This window comes from Arthrobacter sp. CJ23 (genome assembly GCF_024741795.1).
Taxonomy (GTDB): domain Bacteria; phylum Actinomycetota; class Actinomycetes; order Actinomycetales; family Micrococcaceae; genus Arthrobacter.
In genome coordinates, this window is record NZ_CP102950.1 from 2,609,186 (window position 1) to 2,626,396 (window position 17,211).

Here is a 17,211-nt window from a genome sequence, read left to right on the forward strand (position 1 = left end):
ATAGCTTGTGGCGTACGGGGACCACAGCCAGCCATCGTCAATCGTATCCGCTTCGGCGAAGGCGGCCAAAGCAGCGCGCCGACGCCCGGATTCAGCTGCCAAGGCCCGTGATGGCGAGGTTGCGGGAGATGCCGTCGAGGGGCCCCGGCTGCATGAATTCCTTCGGGATCCCGACGCCGGAAGCCGGGTTTTGCCCCAAGGGCAGCGTTTCGGGGCGGCTGAGGTCCCAGGCCATGCTGGCACTCAGGCTGATGCCCTTCGGCCCGGTGCGGCGCGTGGTCCCCCTGATCAGCAGCAGCCGCGTCCCGAAAAGCAGCGGCCCGGACTGTTCCTGGGCTTCGTGGAAGAAGACCGTGTCCACGCAGCCGGTGCCGTCGTCGATGCTGATGAAGACCACCCGCCGGCCGCCGCGCATGGGCGGGGTCTGCGTGGCGATGCGGACGCCGGCCACCAGCACCTCGCTGCCGTTGCGCAGGCCGAGGAGCTTGTCTGCCGTGGTGACGCCCAGCCGGTCCAGCAGCGGCCGGTGGCTCTCCATGAGGTGCCCGCTCACGTCCACCGCCATGAGGTCCAGCTCGGCGCGCACGTTGTCCACCAAGGTGGGTTCGGGCAGTTCCGGCACCAGGTTCCGCAGTTCCACATCACCCAGGGGCAGGGCCAGCTGCCCTTCAACAAGGTCGACGCCCTTCCTGGAAGGCCGGTTCTGCAGCATCTGCAGGTGGTGCACAAGATCGGCCCGGCTGGCCGCTCCCCCGGAGTCCCGGTGCAGGGCGTCGAAGGCTCCCAGCTGGGCGAGCCGCTTGATGTTCGGCTTGCTCACCCGCGCCCGGGCCCGGAGATCGGCGAGCGAGTCGTAGGGCTGCCCGGCCACGATGCGCTTCAGTTCCGTGCCGGAGAGCCCGTAGATCCCGGTCAGGCTCAGCCGGATTCCCAGCTTGCCGTGGTCCGGGCCCTCTTCGATCCGTTCCACCCGGTATTCGGCCCGGCTGCGGTTGATGTCCAGCGGCAGGATGGGAATGCCCAGGCGCCGGGCCTCGGCCACGAGCAGCCGCTTGGGGTACATGCCGGGATCGTGTTCCCACAGCCCGGCAAGGAACGCCTCCGGGTGGTGTGCCTTCAGCCAGGCCGACTGGTAGGTGGGCACCGCAAAGGCGGCTCCGTGGGCTTTGCAGAACCCGAAGCTGCCGAAGGCCTTCAGCGTGCCCCAGACCTTGTCCACCACCTCGGCCGGGTAGCGCCGTGCCCTTGCCTCGCGCCGGAAGATTTCCTCCACTTTCCCTTCCGCTTCGGTGCCCAGCAGGCGGCGGTACTCGTCGGCCTTCGCCAGCCCGCACCGGGTCATGACGTCGAAGGTTCTCAGGATCTGCTCGTGGAACACCGTCACGCCATGGGTCTCCTGCAGCACCGGCTTCAGATCGGGATGCGGGTAGACCTCCGGCGCGAAGCCGTGCCGGTGTTCCAGGAACGGGCGGACCATGTCCGATTTCATGGGTCCTGGCCGGAACAGCGAGATATCGATGATGAGGTCGTTGAATTCCCGCGGCGCCATCTTGCCCACGAGCTCGCGCTGGCCGGGCGATTCAATCTGGAAACAGCCCAGCGTGTGGGTGCTGCGGATCAGCTCGTAGGTGGGTTCGTCGTCGAGCGGCACGGCATTGAGGTCGATGGTGCCGTCCGCGAAAATGTAGTCCGGACCGGTCCCGTCCGGGCCTGCCGGGTGCCGCCCCGCCTCCACCACCTCGGCCTTGGAGGGGTGCAGCCGGATGACCTCACGCACGGCGAAGGCCATGGCGCTCTGCATCCGGACGCCCAGGACGTCGAGCTTGAGCATGCCCATGGGATCCATGTCGTGTTTGTCGAACTGGCTCATGGGCAGCCCCAGCCCGCTTGGCTGCACGGGGGTCCGGTCCAGCAGCGTGGCGTCTCCCAGGATCACCCCGCACGGGTGCATGGAGATGTGCCGCGGCAGCCGGTCCAGCCGTTCGGTGAGGTCCACGAGCATGTCCAGCTGCCCGCTCTCCTCCATGCCGTCCTGTTCCCCGCGGCCGGCTTCCACCCTTCCGGCGAAGTCCCGCAGCTCGGGCTTCTCCTCAAGCGCCTCCCGGAATTTGCGTGCCGAAAAGCGCCACAGCTGCTTGGCGATTTCGCCGACCTCGTCGCCGTCCATGCCCAGCGCGAGGCCTGCGTCCCGCACGGCCCCGCGCGCCCGGTAGCCGTTCTGCATGCTCATCAAGGTGACCCGTTCGGCGCCGAAGCGCTTGAAGATCCGCCGGTATACGTTGTGCCGCTCGGCGCTTTCGACGTCGATGTCGATGTCCGGCAAGGTGGAGCGGTCCCCGGAGAGGAACCGCTCGAAGATGAGGTCGTGCTGGAGCGGGTCCACCTGGCTGATCCCGGTCAGGTAGTTGACCAGGCTCGATGCCCCGGAGCCGCGCGCCGCCGAGCGGACACCCATCCCGGTGATCATCTTCGATACCTCGGCCACGGTAAGGAAGTAGGAGGCGAAGCCAAGATCGCCGATGATCGTCAGCTCGTGCTCAAGCCGCGAGCGCATGCGTTCCTTGGCCTGGCCGCTGATTCCCGGGAACCGCCTGGTGATTCCGGCATCGCACCGCTGGGACAGCTCCCTGAGCGGGTCTCCCTCAATGCCGATCACGGAGGCTTCCGGGACAAGCGGCCGCTTCCAGCCCATGTCCAGGACGGGGTCGATGCGGCATTTATCGGCGAGCGCCTCGGTTTCGGCCAGCAGCGTGCCCAGGGCTGCCGCACCGTAGCCTGCGGCGCCGATGATTTCCTTGCCCAGTTCCAGCATCTGTTCCGCGGATTTCAGCCAGCCCTGCCCGTTGGGCTGGAGCATCGGTGCCGCCGAGAGTTCCGGGAGCGATTTCAGGGTGCGCGCCGATTCCAGGACGTCCGCCGTGGCGGCACCGTCTTCGGCGCAGTAGCGCACGGCATTGCTCAGCACGGCCGGGACATTGTGTTCGTAGGCGAGCTTGAGCATGCGGACGGCATGTGCCGTGCTGTACGGCCCCCCGGGGGCGCTGAGCTGGGTGACGGCCTCTGCGGCGATGGTTCCAGGCGGCATGGCGTCGAGCCAGCGTTTGAAAAGGGTCCGGGGGCGGAGGTAGCGCCGCCCGCCCATGGCGCGTCCGACGTCGGAGTCGGGACCGATCAGTACCGTCAGCACCGGTTCGAGGGTTTCAGGGTGCAGGGTCCGCGATGCCAGCTCCGCCCGGGTCACGGCCACGGGTACGGGCCCGCCGGCCTTCCCCGAGGTGCGGGCGTGGGCGTCCGAGACAAGACGGCACAGGGCGCGGTAGCCGGCGCCGTTGTTGTGGCCATGGGCCAGCACGACGACGCGGCCCGCCACCTGGGTGCGGTGGTCGCCGTCGTCGTCGAACACCGCGAGGTCGACGCCGACGATCGGATCGATCCCGGCTTCCATGCAGGCCTTCAGGTGCTTGACGGTTCCGTAGAGGCCGTCCCGGTCCGTGCAGGCGAGCGCGGTGGCTCCGTCTGCGTGCGCGGCTTGGGCGAGTTCGTCGGGCCAGGACACCCCGTAGTGGGCGCTGAAGGCGGTGGATACATGCAGGTGGGTGAAGCTCATGTGTACCGTGCCGGTTCCGCGTATTGTGCCGGTTCGTTGCGGGAGCGGGTCATGATTTAGGCCGCCTCGTCCGGTTCCGTGGCCTGGGACTGGGCGGCGTCGTGGATGCGCAGCAAGCGCCAGCGTCCGCTGCCAACGTGCCGGACGAGGTCGAGGGTGAGCAGGGGTTCCGCCGCAGCGTCCCCGCCCCAGGGCGCCTGGGGATCCGGGGACGGGGCTTCCGGGGAGCGTTCGAGCTGCACCCGCCAGATCTCGTGGTCCACCAGGCCCGCACCGCTCCCCAAGGGGGCGCGGCTTTCCTCCACCCACCACTGGCGTCTCTCATACCAGCGCACCGGCTCGGCGCAGACCACATAGCCGAGGCCCTGCCACCGGATTTCCGCCGGCCGGCCGGCGGGTGTGCAGACGACATCGATGGACTCGCTGAATATCCCCACAAGCGCACCTTCCCGATTCATTCCCCGGCAAACGTTCCGAGGCAGGCCCCAGGGACAGAACCGCTGCCGTATCGCGGAAACCATCAACAGTTCGAATATATGTTCGAATGAATCCAGTTTACTCGGGGCCCCCGACAAAACCCACTCCCCCGCGGTTCGCAGCGACGAAGGACTGCTCAGGCCGTCTCTTGGATCATGTGCTGTTCCACTGGATCCGGGAGTGCTTCACTGAAAGGTACGACGACGGCCACGCCGCCTTTCGCTGCCAGCGGCGGTACTCGAGTGCGCAAGATCATCCATGGTCGAGTTCGCCGGGATCTGGCGGGAGACACCCAAGTTCGTCTTTCGCGAACCCTCACCCAGGCGGAGCGGAACACCACGGTGATTCACGACGTCGCGCCTGAACACAGCCGGGTTGCCGGCATCGAGGGACGCGGATTCAGAAAGAGACCTGGCCCCCGATCACCGTGCGGCTGATGCCGCCGACCCAGACGCTGCCGGCTTCCACGCTGACGGACAGCCGCCCGCCGCGTCCGAGCACCGTGCCCTGCTGAACGGTGTAGCTGCCGCTGATCACGCCTTCATCGCGAAGCCACTGGGCCAGTCCGGCATTGACACTGCCTGTCACGGGGTCTTCGTCCACATCGTGGCCTGGCGCGAACGCCCGGACTTCGAAATCGGCCGGCCCGCCGCGGCCGTATGCACCAATGACACCCATGTTGAGCTCATCCATGACGGCGAAGTCGGGGCGGAGGTCCAGGACCTCCTGGGCCGATTCCAGGCGGATTCCGATCCACCCGGGGCCGTTGTCGACCCAGTTGCTTCCCAGGACCTGTCCGGGCCGGAGGCCAAGGCTTGTGATTGCCTGCTCGAGCACGGCCATCTCCACCGGTCCCGATCTGCGCACTGGGGGCGCAGCGAAGGACAGTTCATCGCCCGAGCGCCGGATGGTGATCAAGCCGGCCCCGCACTCCTGCACCACATGCGCCGCCGCCTGTGGCCGCCCTCCGCTTTCCAGCCAGGCGTGGGCGGATCCCAGGGTCGGGTGCCCGGCGAAGGCGACCTCAGTCCTCGGAGTGAAGATGCGGAGCTTGTAGTCCGCCGCAGGGTCGCTTGGCGCCAGCAGGAAGGTGGTCTCCGACAGATTCGTCCAGCTCGCGAAGCTCTGCATCTGCTGGGTGGACAAGCCCTCTGCGCCATGGACGACCGCCACCGGATTGCCGGCCTTGGGTCCTGGGGCGAAGACGTCCACCTGGGAGAAGAGGCGTTGGGGCACGAAAGTCATGAGGTTCTTTCTCTTGCACGTGAAACAGCGGCCGTCTTGCACGGTTCAGCATCACGATAGTTTCAAACTGGCCTTAAAATAAAGATCCAGTTTAGGAAACTGGCAAGCCGACTGCGGGCCGTCGAAACTGAGGGGTGGACGACAAGGGGCGTACAGAGCAGGATTGAGCCATGAGCACCCATGACGCACTCCTGAAGCAGGCAAGCCTCACGGCCACAAACGCCACCGTGGTGGCCAAGTTCGAGATCGACGGCAACATACCGGGTTCCGGTGCGTATGTCGTGGGCCTCGTGGCTTCCAGCGAGGACCACTCCTCCCAGCGCCGGCTGGGCATTGAATTCATGAACGGCGAGGCGATTGCCTTCTACTCCTTCAACCACGCGCAGGGCACGGAGGAGAACTACGACCTCAAGGGCGTGGAGCACTCCGGCAACACCATCACGGGGCATTTCCCGGCGTCGGCCATCCACGGGCTCGGCAAGGGACACCTCATCACGGCCTTCAGCGAGGCGGACGGCCGCGAGTTCCAGGCGGGCGTTGCGGTCTCCGAAGCCCTCTAGGGAACCCGCGCGCCGGAGCGCTAGAAGAGCGCTTCCACGGGCTTGATCAGCTCCGGCGAATCGTTGCGGACATTCCCGACGGCGGCACCCACCGCGTCGAGCGTCCAGCCGGACGCGGCGTCGCGTGCCCCTGAACGGACCATGTCCAGCAGCCCGGCGGCGTCGTCGGCATGCGGATCCAGCCACGCCTCCATGGTTTCGGTGCTCATGGGCAAGGGGACGCGGTCATGCAGGGCAGTCAGTTCATCGAAAACGGAGGAGCCCCCCTGGGAGGTTGGCGTATCCGCGGTGACGATGGACGTTGAGAGCAGCCAGCGCAGGGGATCACCGGATTCCTTGCCGGGATCCTTCCACCATTCATACACGCCGGCGAACACCAGGCCCTGGCCGTCGGCGGCGTGCACATAGTACGGCTGCTTGCTCTTGCCCGGGCCCTGCTTCCATTCGTAGTAGCCGTCGGCCGGAACGGCACAGCGGCGGGAGGCCGCGGCCTTACGGAAGGAGGGTTTTTCCAGGAGCGTCTCGCTGCGGGCGTTGATGAGCCTTGCACCGCCGGAGGGATCCTTGGCCCACGACGGCACCAGTCCCCAGCGCGCCACATGCAGCTGCCGCTTCACGGCCCCCTCGACGAGCCGCTCCAGGACAATGGGCACTTCCGCAGTGGGAGCAACATTCCACGACTTGGCCACTTCAAGATCGTGTTCAAGTTCGGCATCGAATTGCGCCAGCAGGTCCCCCACGGCCCGCGCCATGACATAGCGTCCACACATGCGACCAGTCTGCCGCGTCCCGCCGCCATGCACCAGCACCCCGGGGCGGAATCCCCCGCACGTCACGCAGAGCCCCGCACAAAACGGAATATCCGCCGCCGGGTTACCGTTGATCCGGAAGACCCACCATTCAAATACTCAGGAGAACTCTGTGGATTTCACCCCCGAATCAGGCACCATCACCATGTTTTCGACCACCTGGTGCGGCTACTGCAACCGGTTGAAGAAGCAGCTGGACGCCAAGGGCATCGGCTACAAGGAGATCAACATCGAGGAGGTCGAGGGCACCGCGGCACTGGTGGAGCAGCTCAACGGCGGCAACCAGACGGTGCCCACCGTCCTCTTCCCGGACGGCACCGCCGCCACCAACCCCTCCGCAGCAGAGGTTGAAGCGCGCCTCGCCGCCTGATTCCGTGAGCCGCCTGGGTCCGGGCCTAATGGCGTCCGTCATGGAGACGCCATTAGGCCCGGACACCGGCCGGCACCATCCCCTTGACCGTGCTGTGTGATAGACAGTTTGAGATCAATATCGGACGGCGAGTCCGTATTCCGCATTGCTCTTAAGGGGAGATCCATGGTCCATGCAGTCAAAGGCGTTGTTGTCCGTTCCAAAGGCGCACCGGCCACTCTGGAAACAATCCTGGTTCCGGAGCCGGGCCCGGGCGAGGCCCTGGTGGACATCCTCACGAGCGGCGTGTGCCACACCGACCTGCACTACAAACTGGGCGGCATCAGCGACGATTTCCCGTTCCTGCTCGGACACGAGGCCACGGGCGTGGTCAGTGCAGTGGGTGCCGGCGTCACCGAGATCGAACCCGGTGACCGCGTGGTCCTGAACTGGCGTGCGGTCTGCGGCAACTGCCGGGCCTGCAAGCGCGGCCAGGCCCAGTACTGCTTCAACACGCACAACGCCACCCAGAAGATGACCCTTGAGGATGGCACCGAACTCTCGCCGGCCCTCGGCATCGGGGCGTTCATCGAAAAGACCCTCGTGGCCGCAGGACAGTGCACCAAGGTGGACCCCGACGCCGATGCTGCCGCCGTCGGGCTGCTTGGCTGCGGCGTGATGGCCGGCCTCGGTGCCGCCATCAACACCGGCGGCGTCAAGCGCGGCGACTCGGTGGCCGTGATCGGTTGCGGCGGCGTCGGAGTGGCCGCCATCGCCGGTTCGGCCCTTGCCGGCGCCACCACCATCATCGCCGTCGACATCGACGCAAAGAAGCTTGAGCGCGCCAAGGAACTCGGCGCCACGCACACCGTGGACTCGTCCCTGGGGGACCCCGTGGAACAGATCCGCGCACTCACCGGCGGTTTCGGTGCCGATGTGGTGATCGACGCCGTCGGCCGCCCCGAAACGTACAAGCAGGCCTTCTATGCCCGCGACCTCGCCGGCACCGTGGTCCTGGTGGGCGTCCCGACGCCGGAGATGACCCTCGAACTGCCCCTTCTGGATGTTTTTGGCCGCGGCGGTTCCCTCAAGTCCTCCTGGTACGGCGACTGCCTGCCGTCCCGGGACTTCCCCATGCTGGTGGATCTCTACAAGCAGGGCAAGCTCGACCTGGACGCCTTCGTCACCGAACGCATTGGCATCAACGACATCGAGGCGGCGTTCGACAAGATGCACGCAGGGTCCGTCCTCCGCTCGGTGGTGGAACTGTGAGCCCCGAATCCACAGCGCAGGAGACCTCCGTCCGCATTGACCGGGTGGTGACGTCGGGAACCTTTTCCCTCGATGGCGGCACCTGGGACGTGGACAACAACGTCTGGATCGTCGGCGACGACTCCGAATGCATCGTGATCGATCCGGCCCACGATCCCGCAGCCATCTTTGCGGCGGTGGGCGGACGGACCGTGAAGGCCATCCTGCTCACCCACGGGCATGACGACCACATCGCCTCGGCGGGCGCTTTCTGGGACCTGGCCAAGGCCCCGATCCACCTGCACCAGGCCGATTGGATGCTGTGGCGCGCTGTCTACCCGGAAATGGACCCGGACGCCGTCATCACCGACGGCGAGACTTTCAGCGTTGCCGGTGTCCAGTTCAAGGCCATCCACACGCCCGGGCACTCCCCCGGATCGGTCTCGTTCCACCTGAAGAGCGAGGGCACGCTGTTCAGCGGCGACACGCTGTTCCAGGGCGGCCCGGGCGCCACTGGCCGCTCGTACAGTGATTTCCCCACCATCATCGATTCCATCCGGACCCGCCTCCTGGCGCTGCCGGAGGAAACCGTGGTGCTGACCGGCCACGGGGATTCCACCACCATCGGCGCCGAGGCGCCGCAGTTGGAGGAATGGATCGCCCGCGGGCACTAGGCCCCGCCCTGGGACCGGTGACCGGCTGCCGTTTCGAATCGTGGAGCGGCAGCCGGCTCCAGCCGGACAATGACGGACTTCGACGCCGGAGTGTTGCTCCCCTCGGCGGTCGAGTCCAGGGGCACCAGGACGTTGGCCTCCGGGAAGTAGGCGGTCACACAGCCGCGGGCCGTGGGGTACGAGACCAGCCGCAGCTGGCGCAGAACCCGGTCCACGCCGTCGTCGGCTTCGCTGTGGACATCCACATAGCCACCATCGCTGAGGCCCAGCGCCGCCAGGTCCCCTGGGTGGACGAACAGGACCATCCGGCCCTTTTTCACGCCCCGGTAGCGGTCGTTGAGGCTGTACATGGTGGTGTTGAACTGGTCGTGGGACCGCACGCTCTGCAGGAGCAGGCGGCCGGCCGGCACCGTGATGGTCTCCAGGGAGTTGACGGTGAACATCGCCTTTCCGGTGGCCGTGGGGAACGTGCGCGAGTCCCGCGGCCCATGGGGCAGAACGAAGCCGCCGAGGTGCCTGATCTTCGCGTTGAAGTCCTCGAAGCCCGGCACAACATGCGAGATGTGCTCGCGCACCGCATCGTAGTTGCCCTCCAGCGCCGCCCAGTCGACGGGGACGTTCTCGCCAAGTACCGCCCGCGCGAGCCGGCACACGATCGAGACCTCAGACAGTGCCAGCTCCGAGATCGGTTCGAGCCGCCCGGCCGAGGCGTGCACCGCACAGACGGTGTCCTCCACGGTGACGAACTGTTCCCCGCTCGCCTGGCGGTCGATCTCGCTGCGGCCCAGGGCGGGCAGGATCAGCGCTTGCTCTCCGACCACGGCATGGGAGCGGTTCAGCTTGGTCGAGATCTGCACCGACAGCCGGGTGCTGCGCACCGCGCTCTCGGCCACGGCCGTGTCGGACACCGCGTGTACCAGGTTGCCGCCGAGTGCCACGAGCACCTTGATCCGGCCATCGCGCATGCCGCGGATGCTGTCCACGACGTCCGTGCCGTCCTTGCGCGGCGGCTCGAACCCGAACTCCTGCTGCAGGGCATCGAGGAATCGCGGCGGCATCTTCTCCCAGATGCCCATGGTGCGGTCACCCTGGACGTTGCTGTGGCCGCGGATGGGCGAGGGCCCGGCCCCGGGCTTGCCGATGTTGCCGCGCAGCAGCAGCAGGTTGATGATTTCCTTGATGGTGGGCACGGCCTTCCTGTGCTGCGTCAGACCCATGGCCCAGGTGATGATGACCTTCTCCGCGCGCAGGTAGCGGGCGGCCAGTTCGTCGATTTCCACGCTCTGCAGGCCAGTCGCGGCCAGCACCTCCTGATCGTCCAGATCCGCCAAATGCGCCTGGAATTCGGCCAGGCCCTGGCAGTGTTCGGACAGGAAGGCGTGGTCCAGGACGGTCCCGGGCGCCGCCGCCTCGGCATCCAGGACGCGTTTGGACACGGCCTGCATCAGGGCCATGTCCCCGGCCAGGCGGATCTGCAGGAACTGGTCCGCCAGGTCGGTGCCCTTGCCGATCAGGCCGCGGGGACGCTGCGGGTTCTTGAAGTTGATCAGGCCGGCTTCAGGGAGCGGGTTCACCGCGACGATGCTGGCGCCGGCAAGCTTTGCCTCTTCCAGGGCGGTCAGCATCCGAGGATGGCAGGTTCCCGGGTTCTGGCCCATGATGATGATCAGATCCGCCTTGGCGAAGTCCGTGTAGCTGACGGCGGACTTGCCCACGCCGATGGTCTCCCCCATGGCCAGCCCGGTGGACTCGTGGCACATGTTGGAACAGTCGGGCAGGTTGTTGGTCCCGAAGGCGCGCACGAACAGCTGGTAGAGGAAGGCAGCTTCGTTGCTGGTGCGCCCGCTGGTGTAGAAGGTGGCCTGGTCCGGCGAGTCCAGGGCGTGGAGTTCCCGGGCGATGATGCGGAATGCCTCGTCCCAGCCGACGGGCCGGTAGTGCTCCGAGCCTGCCGGCTTGTAGACCGGTTCCACCAGCCTGCCCTGCTGGCCCAGCCAGTATTCGGAACGGCCGGCGAGCGAACCGACGCCGTTCCCGTCCCAGAACCCGGCGGGGATCTTCAGCGGATCGGCTTCCCAGCCCACCGCTTTGGCGCCGTTCTCGCAGAACTCCGCCAGCTTGCGGTCCGGCGGATCGGGCCAGGCGCAGCTCATACAGTCGAAGCCGTCCTTTTGGTTCATCGCCCGCAGCGTCTTCCACGCGCGCGATGGCCCCATTTGCTGGACGGCGTGCGGCAGGGTTTCGGTGAGGCTGGGCAGGCCCGCGGCCGATCGCTTCGGCGCGCTCACGCGCAGCTCCGCGTCGCCGTCGTGGACCACCCGCGGTTTCCTGTCCATCGGCCAACACCTTCCCTTCGCAGGCAGGCATCCATGGACCATGGAGGTCTGGCGTCCAGCCTAGTCCGGGTGGTGCCGGCCTTCAACGGCCGGCAGCCCCGGCTCAGGCCAGCAGGCTCCGGAAGTCGCCGTCGACGATTTCCGCGTAGTCCGCGTACGCCTTGATGACCGCTTCCTCCACGGCCGGGACGTCCAGGTGCGGCAGGAGGTCGTTGGCGGCGCCGGCGGTGGCCGGGTCCCAGTCGAGGCCGAGGGCGGCGTAGCTGGCAGTGAGCACCTCGCGGATGGGTCCGGAGTTCTCCACCACCACCACGGAGCTGAACAGCCAGCCGCCGGACACCACGCGCTGGGCGGTGCCGATGAGCTTGATCTGGTGGGCGGGGAAGTCGGGGTCCTGGCCGTGGACGCTGAACTCGCCGGGGCAGTACTCCCCCGGGATTTCGCCGACGGCGGCGTGGACGCCGACGCTGCGCAGGGCACCGGCCAGCAGCTCACCGAACTCGGAGAAGCGGGCCTTGGCCCGCACGATGGCGTCCGGATGCGGCTCGACGTGGTCGATCACCAGGGTTCCCTCGTGATAGGCGGCCGCGCGGCCGCCGGCCTTGCGCACGAGAGGCTCGAAGCCGCGTTCCCGGCAGGCATCCGCGGCCACGGCAAAGCCCGGGAGGTTGGCGTCGCGCTGCCCGAAGGCCACGGTGGGCCGCGGCCGGTAGAGGCGCAGCGTCGGACCAAGGTGTCCGGTCCGGGCACGGCGCAGGAGCTCCAGCCCGAAGTCGAGGTCTTCTGCCGCCCCCAGTGTTTCCTTTTGCCGGACGACGGTCAGCGTCTTGTGCTCCGGGATTTGGTGATCCGGGATTGCCTGGGCCATCAGCTCTTCCTCAGGGTCAGGATCTGCTCGGCGCGGCCGAAGGGGCCGCTGAGGTCGTGCAGCACCGTGGAGGTGAGCCCAATGCCGTCGCTGCCGAAAGAGACCGCGTTGTCCAGGCCCAGCCATTCGCCGACGGGCGCGCGGTACATGTGGATCTGCAGGTCCACATTGGGGAAGGAGTAGCTGTCCTTGCCCGGGGGGACGCGGGCGGCGATGCCGTTGGCAGTGTCCACGAGCCCCATGAGCCGCGCAAGGTCGCTGCTGTCCGCGGCGTCGGTCAACGGGTGTCCGGTGCGGATCCAGACCTTGCCCGAGCCCGCGCGGTGGCCCTCGGCGATGCGCATCTCGAGCGAGCGGATGTAGCCGCCGGGCCACACGCTGGCGCCGTCCCACGGCTTGCATTCGTCCGGCGGCGGCATGGACGGGTCCTCGACGGCGGCCACGGCACTGGTATCGCTGGTGACCATGCGCCAGGCGGTGGCCCGGATGGCGACGCGCCCGCCGGCCGAGAGTTCGGCCTGGAGCAGTTCGATGGTCCGTCCCGGGCGCAGCGTGGTGGTGGTGATCTCGAAGTCGCCGCCCGGGATAAGGCCCAGGATTTCGTAGCTGATCCGTGCCATCCGGACGTCGTCGCGGGGTTCGTGCCGGTCCAGCGCATCTGCCAGGATGCCGGACGCCGGTGCCATGTGCTGCTCGTGCGGATTCCAGGCGCCTTGCGCATGGATGGTGGATCGGAAGCGCCCGCCGCCGAGGGACTGGTAGTAGAAGTCGCCGTCTGCCAGCTCCGGTAGTGCAGTAGTCAACTCTGGCCCTTTCGCGATTTCAGCTGTGGAAGTCAGACCACTTTATCCGCTGCGGACGTATCCGCCCGACGCCGCCGCCGAAGGCCCACCAGCCATATCGCCAGGCAGGCCATCGCTGCCACTGCCAGGGCTGCGGCCACAGGCGAGGCTGCGGCCATGGCCAGCCACGCCTCAAGCGCCGCGAGCCCGATGGTCGCGTACAGCAGGGCCCAGATGACGGACCCCGCTATTGCGGCCGGGAGGTACCGGCGGACTGGCATGCGGGCGGCGCCGGCGGCCAGGTTGACCGCCGTCTGGAGACCGATTGTCAGGAAGGAAAGCACGACGGCGTAGGGGCCCCAGCGCTGGATCAGCGCCTGGGCTTTGGCTGCTTTGGGGCGGTGCAGGGCCTCGGCCAGCCTGGTGCGCTCCACACCGGCGGCAGCACCGCGGCCGAGCCAGTAGGTCGCATTCACCCGGATCATGACAATGGCGAACAGGGCGGCCAGTGCGATCCCGAAGGGCAGGTTCAGGATCGAGTCCACGGACCGTTCCCCAGTCCTTCGAACACGCGGCGGTTCAGCTCAAAGGCCTCCGAGGCATGCTGGAGCAGCGATTCCTCGGTGCCTTCGGCCAGCACCAGGTCATCGAGGCGCGCACGGTAGGCGTCTTTGTAGCGTTTCAGGTTATCCAGCCCGGGGAACAGGTAGAAGTTCAGGCCTTCGTCCGGGATTCCGTAGTGGCGCTGGACGAGACGGTGGATGATCTGCCCGCCGGAGAGGTCACCGAGGTAACGGACGTAGTGGTTGGCGAGCAGCATCTCGGAGCTGTGGCGTTCCCGGATGGCAGCCGCGTAGGCGTGTGCTTCCGGGACAACCACGATGTTGCCTTCGTCCAGCCGGCTGTGCCAGTTCCGGCCGAAGTGGTAGGCCATGTCGGCCTCGAGCGCGGCCGTGCGGTCGAGGGCAGGGTCCAGGAAGCCTCCCAGCAAGGGATCCGCCGAGTAGTGGGCCTTGGCGACGGCTTCCAGTTCCCGGTAGACCACATAAAGCTGGGCCGTCAGGGCGGCGACGGCGGAGGCATCCAGCCTGCCCTCCAGCAGTTCGCCCACGAACGACGACGATTCGGCTTGCTGGTGCGCTGACGCAGTGGACGTCTTCAGCAGCGCAGACAGGGAAACGCTCATGATGCTCCTCGCCGATGGTCAGCCGCGGATGACTGCACAGTAATTGAACTTAGCCTAGCCTAAGTTCATGGGGTGACACGCGGTCGCCAAGTCTTTCGGCATGCATACTGGTGCCTCGGCAGCGCGCTCTCATCCCTCTCGCGGCGGCTGCCTCCCCGCTGCTGACGGCCCCTGTATTTGGCGGGACTTGGCTGGCTGGCTCAGCCTGGCGCTGGGGCTGGACATGCTCCTCGGGGTGTTCGCGGCAGGGGTCCTCTGGCAGGTCATCTTCTCGGGCGCCTCGCACCATGACCACAGGGGCCTGGAGCGGAAGCTCGAGGCCGTCGCCTACGGCTTCCTGGTGCCGGTCTTCTTTGTCTACACCGGCGTGACGTTCCAGTTGTCCACTCTGCTGACCGACCCTGCGGCGCTCTTGCTGGTCCCGGCCTTCCTCGGGCTGCTCTTGCTGGTCAGGGGGCTGCCTTCGTTGCTTGCGGTCCCGAAAGGTTCAGCCGCCGCCGACCGGCGCGCGGCCGTCCTTCTGGGCGCCACCGGACTCCCCATCATCGTCGCGGTGACCGGGGTGGGGACGGATGAAGGGATCCTGTCTGCCGGCACCGCCTCCGCATTGGTCGGGGCAGGCATGCTCTCCGTCCTGGTCTTCCCGCTTCTGGCGTTGACGCAGCGCCGGCCAGGTCTAGGCTGAGAATGGGTACAAAGGAGTCGCCATGAAGCGCTTGCTCACTGGACTCGCCACAGCGGGCCTGCTTGCACTGACGGGAGCGCCGGCGGGCGCTGCCCCCAACATTTACCACACGATTTCGTCGTCGCACGGCTCGGCCGCGGCAGTCGAAACAGTCGGCTGCCAACAGAGCGAAATCTTCGTCTCGTCGAGCGTTGCCATGTTCGCCGCCCAGCCAGGTCCTGTCAACAAGCAAGGCCTGACGGGCGTCTTCGTGCGGATCACGGACGTCTGCGCCGAGGCGCCGGGAGAAGCCGGGGCGGCGGCTGGCGGCGGTGTGGTGCTGTTCGAGGCAGATGGCCAGAATCTGGCACCGCTGGTGGTTGACCCGAGACTGAACAGTGCATCCATCGCCACCGAGCTGCCCGGCACCGATGGCAACGGCAACCCGGTCACCATCAGCCTCTCGGCGTCGTGGACCGGCACGGGCCCGCTGGAACATGACACCGTCAGCTCCCACGAGAACATTCCCGGATTGGGCAACGTGAACTCGACGGACAACAACCTGAGGCGGGCCGCCACGGCGAGCGCGTCGGTCACGGTCAACGGACTGACAGTCTCAGGCACGGACAGCAACGCCCTCCTGGAACAGGTAAAGGCGCGCTGCATCGAAATCGCCCGCCCCGGCGTCGAGGAATTCTTCCCCTGCTTCGGCTTCCCTGGGTAACCAGGCGCGGCCAAACCGAAGAGGTCTGCTAGTCCAGCTCGATCCCCTCGACCATAAGGTGGTCCAGGTCCAGCAGACGATCCACGGTCACCGCCCCGGACGGGCGTGTTCCGGCCAGGGCGTCCACGGTTCGCGCGGTCAACAGGGCGGTGGATCTGGATTGATTGGATCCTCGCGCACGACGCAGCTGCCCGGTTCTCCTGTTGCTTGTGATGATGGACCAGCTGTCATCACCGATGGGCGGAACCATGGCGACCAGGCCCCGGGCCGTGGGCACGCGGGCGACCATGCCCAGAGCCGTCGTGGCAGCTACGGATCCAAGGGCGAAGTAGCTGCGCACGCGAAGGTTCCGGGCCCGTCCATAGAGCGTGTGGTCGGGGAAATCCGCCCTCAGGTAGCGCCGGGCATGACCTGCCGCGCGGAAGGTGCGCGCCTCGTGCAGATTCATCACCGTCCGCCCCTCAGGCGGATCGGCGAGCGGCGATCCGATGAGCCGCTGGGTCCACTCGACGGCTGCCGGACCATGCTTTTCGCCTGCGCCCAGCATGATGGCCACGTCGATGTCATCCCCAGGCTCATGGTCCAGGGCCGCCACCATCAGAGTGCTTAGGCCGGGAGCCAGCCCGACGCCGAGGACCATGGCGGCCTGCGGGGATGCCGCCTGAAGCCGGCCGAGGTAGCCTGCACTCGCACTGATGTCGATGAGCGTACTGCCGCCGAGCGCCGTGCCCAGGGCAGGGTTCTCCACCCCTGATGCATTGACCACGACGTCGTGTCCACTGGCCTCGCGCAGCAGTTCACCGAGATCGCTGTTCGCCGCATCGATGCGCACTCCCCCGTCAGGCGCATTCCTCCCGGCGCTGGTCACCTGGTGGCCGGAAGCCAGAAGTGCGGTGCGCAGATGACCACCGACGGCGCCGCGGGCGCCCAGGAGCAAGACTTTCATCGCCGGCCCCCTGCGCTGTGGAGCGGTCGTATCCGGATCTGGTCGCATTCCATGAATCTCCAAACAATTGGTTGGCAATTTACCGACCCTAACCCGCAGGGAGATGGATTTACAACTATATGGTTGGATTCTGAGTCGGACAGGGTTCACCGACAGGATCGCCGCCGCTGCTTCAGGCCTGGCCGGCGCGCGACAGGAGCGCTGCCCGTCGCAGCCACGGATCTGTGTCCGCAGTCCAGCGGTCCAGGACGCGCTCCGCGCGTTCCCTCGCCTGCCCTTCGAGCCTGAGCAGCAGGGGGCGGACGACGTCGGTGGCCAAGGGGTCTGCCAGTTCCCGCGTGCCTGATTGCCTCAGAAAGCCCTCGAGGCGCGTGAGATCGGTGTTGATGAGGATGCCGACCTTGCTTTGCAGGAGGACGACGGCGGCCAGCCGCCGCTCGAAGACCGGTTCTGCCCACAGCTCGGAACTCAACGCGGTGATGTCGTCATGATTGAGGTTTTTGTGCCGATTCAGGGCGTCGCGGACCGTCCCGCGAACCGCTCCGACCGAGGCGCCGTAGACCTTCAGCCCGCCGCCGAGGCGCCCGCGGATTTCCATGGCCTTTTCCCATGAGGATTCACGCTGCAGCGCGAGGTCCACGAATTCACCGGCGTCACTCACGCGTCCATTCTGTCAGTGCCCGCGGCCAGGTCGGATCGTCCATCCGGAATCGATACTGCTGACCCTATCCAC

General features: G+C 67.1%; 17 protein-coding genes. 6 read left to right on the top strand and 11 right to left on the bottom strand.

The window, feature by feature from the left end:
- Positions 1-91: 91 nt before the first annotated feature.
- The 3 genes from NVV90_RS11515 to NVV90_RS11525 form a co-directional block, all read right to left on the bottom strand.
- A complete protein-coding gene (locus NVV90_RS11515) occupies positions 92-3,607 on the bottom strand; it encodes a DNA polymerase III subunit alpha (RefSeq protein WP_258437438.1) in 3,516 nt (1,171 codons plus the stop codon).
- A 56-nt stretch (positions 3,608-3,663) separates the two neighbouring features.
- Positions 3,664-4,044, bottom strand: a complete 381-nt coding sequence (locus NVV90_RS11520; protein WP_258437439.1) for a hypothetical protein — start codon at positions 4,042-4,044, stop codon at positions 3,664-3,666.
- A 439-nt stretch (positions 4,045-4,483) separates the two neighbouring features.
- Positions 4,484-5,329, bottom strand: a complete 846-nt coding sequence (locus tag NVV90_RS11525; protein ID WP_258437440.1) for a PhzF family phenazine biosynthesis protein — start codon at positions 5,327-5,329, stop codon at positions 4,484-4,486.
- A 170-nt stretch (positions 5,330-5,499) separates the two neighbouring features.
- Between NVV90_RS11525 and NVV90_RS11530 the strand changes: the two genes are divergently transcribed.
- Complete coding sequence (locus NVV90_RS11530; RefSeq protein ID WP_258437441.1) at positions 5,500-5,889, top strand: hypothetical protein; 390 nt, start codon at positions 5,500-5,502, stop codon at positions 5,887-5,889.
- Between the two features lie 20 nt (positions 5,890-5,909).
- On the opposite strand, the gene NVV90_RS11535 is transcribed toward NVV90_RS11530, so the two are convergent.
- Positions 5,910-6,641, bottom strand: a complete 732-nt coding sequence (locus NVV90_RS11535; RefSeq protein WP_258441149.1) for an SOS response-associated peptidase — start codon at positions 6,639-6,641, stop codon at positions 5,910-5,912.
- Positions 6,642-6,810: 169 nt separating this feature from the next.
- On the opposite strand from NVV90_RS11535, the gene NVV90_RS11540 reads away from it, so the two are divergent.
- From NVV90_RS11540 to NVV90_RS11550, 3 genes are all read left to right on the top strand, one after another.
- Complete coding sequence (locus NVV90_RS11540; protein WP_207616483.1) at positions 6,811-7,068, top strand: mycoredoxin; 258 nt, start codon at positions 6,811-6,813, stop codon at positions 7,066-7,068.
- 165 nt (positions 7,069-7,233) lie between these two features.
- On the top strand, positions 7,234-8,319 hold the full coding sequence (locus NVV90_RS11545; RefSeq protein WP_258437442.1) for an S-(hydroxymethyl)mycothiol dehydrogenase: 1,086 nt from the start codon (positions 7,234-7,236) through the stop codon (positions 8,317-8,319).
- Positions 8,316-8,972 (top strand): MBL fold metallo-hydrolase, encoded by a 657-nt coding sequence (locus NVV90_RS11550; protein WP_258437443.1) that lies wholly within the window; start codon positions 8,316-8,318, stop codon positions 8,970-8,972. Before NVV90_RS11545 ends, NVV90_RS11550 begins: the two co-directional genes overlap by 4 nt.
- On the opposite strand, the gene NVV90_RS11555 is transcribed toward NVV90_RS11550, so the two are convergent.
- From NVV90_RS11555 to NVV90_RS11575, 5 genes are all read right to left on the bottom strand, one after another.
- On the bottom strand, positions 8,969-11,308 hold the full coding sequence (locus tag NVV90_RS11555) for an FdhF/YdeP family oxidoreductase (RefSeq protein ID WP_258437444.1): 2,340 nt from the start codon (positions 11,306-11,308) through the stop codon (positions 8,969-8,971). The genes NVV90_RS11550 and NVV90_RS11555 overlap by 4 nt on opposite strands.
- Before the next feature lie 103 nt (positions 11,309-11,411).
- Positions 11,412-12,176 (bottom strand): lipoyl protein ligase domain-containing protein, encoded by a 765-nt coding sequence (locus tag NVV90_RS11560; RefSeq protein WP_258437445.1) that lies wholly within the window; start codon positions 12,174-12,176, stop codon positions 11,412-11,414.
- Positions 12,176-12,979 carry a thioesterase family protein gene (locus NVV90_RS11565; RefSeq protein ID WP_258437446.1) on the bottom strand — a complete coding sequence of 268 codons (804 nt, stop codon included), beginning with the start codon at positions 12,977-12,979 and terminating at the stop codon, positions 12,176-12,178. The genes NVV90_RS11560 and NVV90_RS11565 overlap by 1 nt, the downstream gene beginning before the upstream one ends.
- 32 nt (positions 12,980-13,011) lie before the next feature.
- Positions 13,012-13,503, bottom strand: coding sequence for a DedA family protein (locus NVV90_RS11570; RefSeq protein WP_258437447.1), 492 nt, complete (start codon positions 13,501-13,503; stop codon positions 13,012-13,014).
- Positions 13,488-14,144 (bottom strand): heme oxygenase (biliverdin-producing), encoded by a 657-nt coding sequence (locus tag NVV90_RS11575; protein ID WP_258437448.1) that lies wholly within the window; start codon positions 14,142-14,144, stop codon positions 13,488-13,490. Before NVV90_RS11575 ends, NVV90_RS11570 begins: the two co-directional genes overlap by 16 nt.
- 187 nt (positions 14,145-14,331) lie before the next feature.
- Between NVV90_RS11575 and NVV90_RS11580 the strand changes: the two genes are divergently transcribed.
- Together NVV90_RS11580 and NVV90_RS11585 are read left to right on the top strand one after the other, a co-directional pair.
- Entirely contained in the window at positions 14,332-14,829 is a 498-nt protein-coding gene (locus NVV90_RS11580; RefSeq protein ID WP_258437449.1) for a cation:proton antiporter, read from the top strand.
- A 22-nt stretch (positions 14,830-14,851) separates the two neighbouring features.
- A complete protein-coding gene (locus NVV90_RS11585; protein ID WP_258437450.1) occupies positions 14,852-15,532 on the top strand; it encodes a hypothetical protein in 681 nt (226 codons plus the stop codon).
- Positions 15,533-15,560: 28 nt separating this feature from the next.
- On the opposite strand, the gene NVV90_RS11590 is transcribed toward NVV90_RS11585, so the two are convergent.
- Both NVV90_RS11590 and NVV90_RS11595 read right to left on the bottom strand, forming a co-directional pair.
- Positions 15,561-16,478 carry a hypothetical protein gene (locus tag NVV90_RS11590; protein ID WP_258437451.1) on the bottom strand — a complete coding sequence of 306 codons (918 nt, stop codon included), beginning with the start codon at positions 16,476-16,478 and terminating at the stop codon, positions 15,561-15,563.
- 172 nt (positions 16,479-16,650) lie between these two features.
- Entirely contained in the window at positions 16,651-17,139 is a 489-nt protein-coding gene (locus tag NVV90_RS11595; protein ID WP_258437452.1) for a DNA alkylation repair protein, read from the bottom strand.
- Positions 17,140-17,211 lie beyond the last annotated feature (72 nt).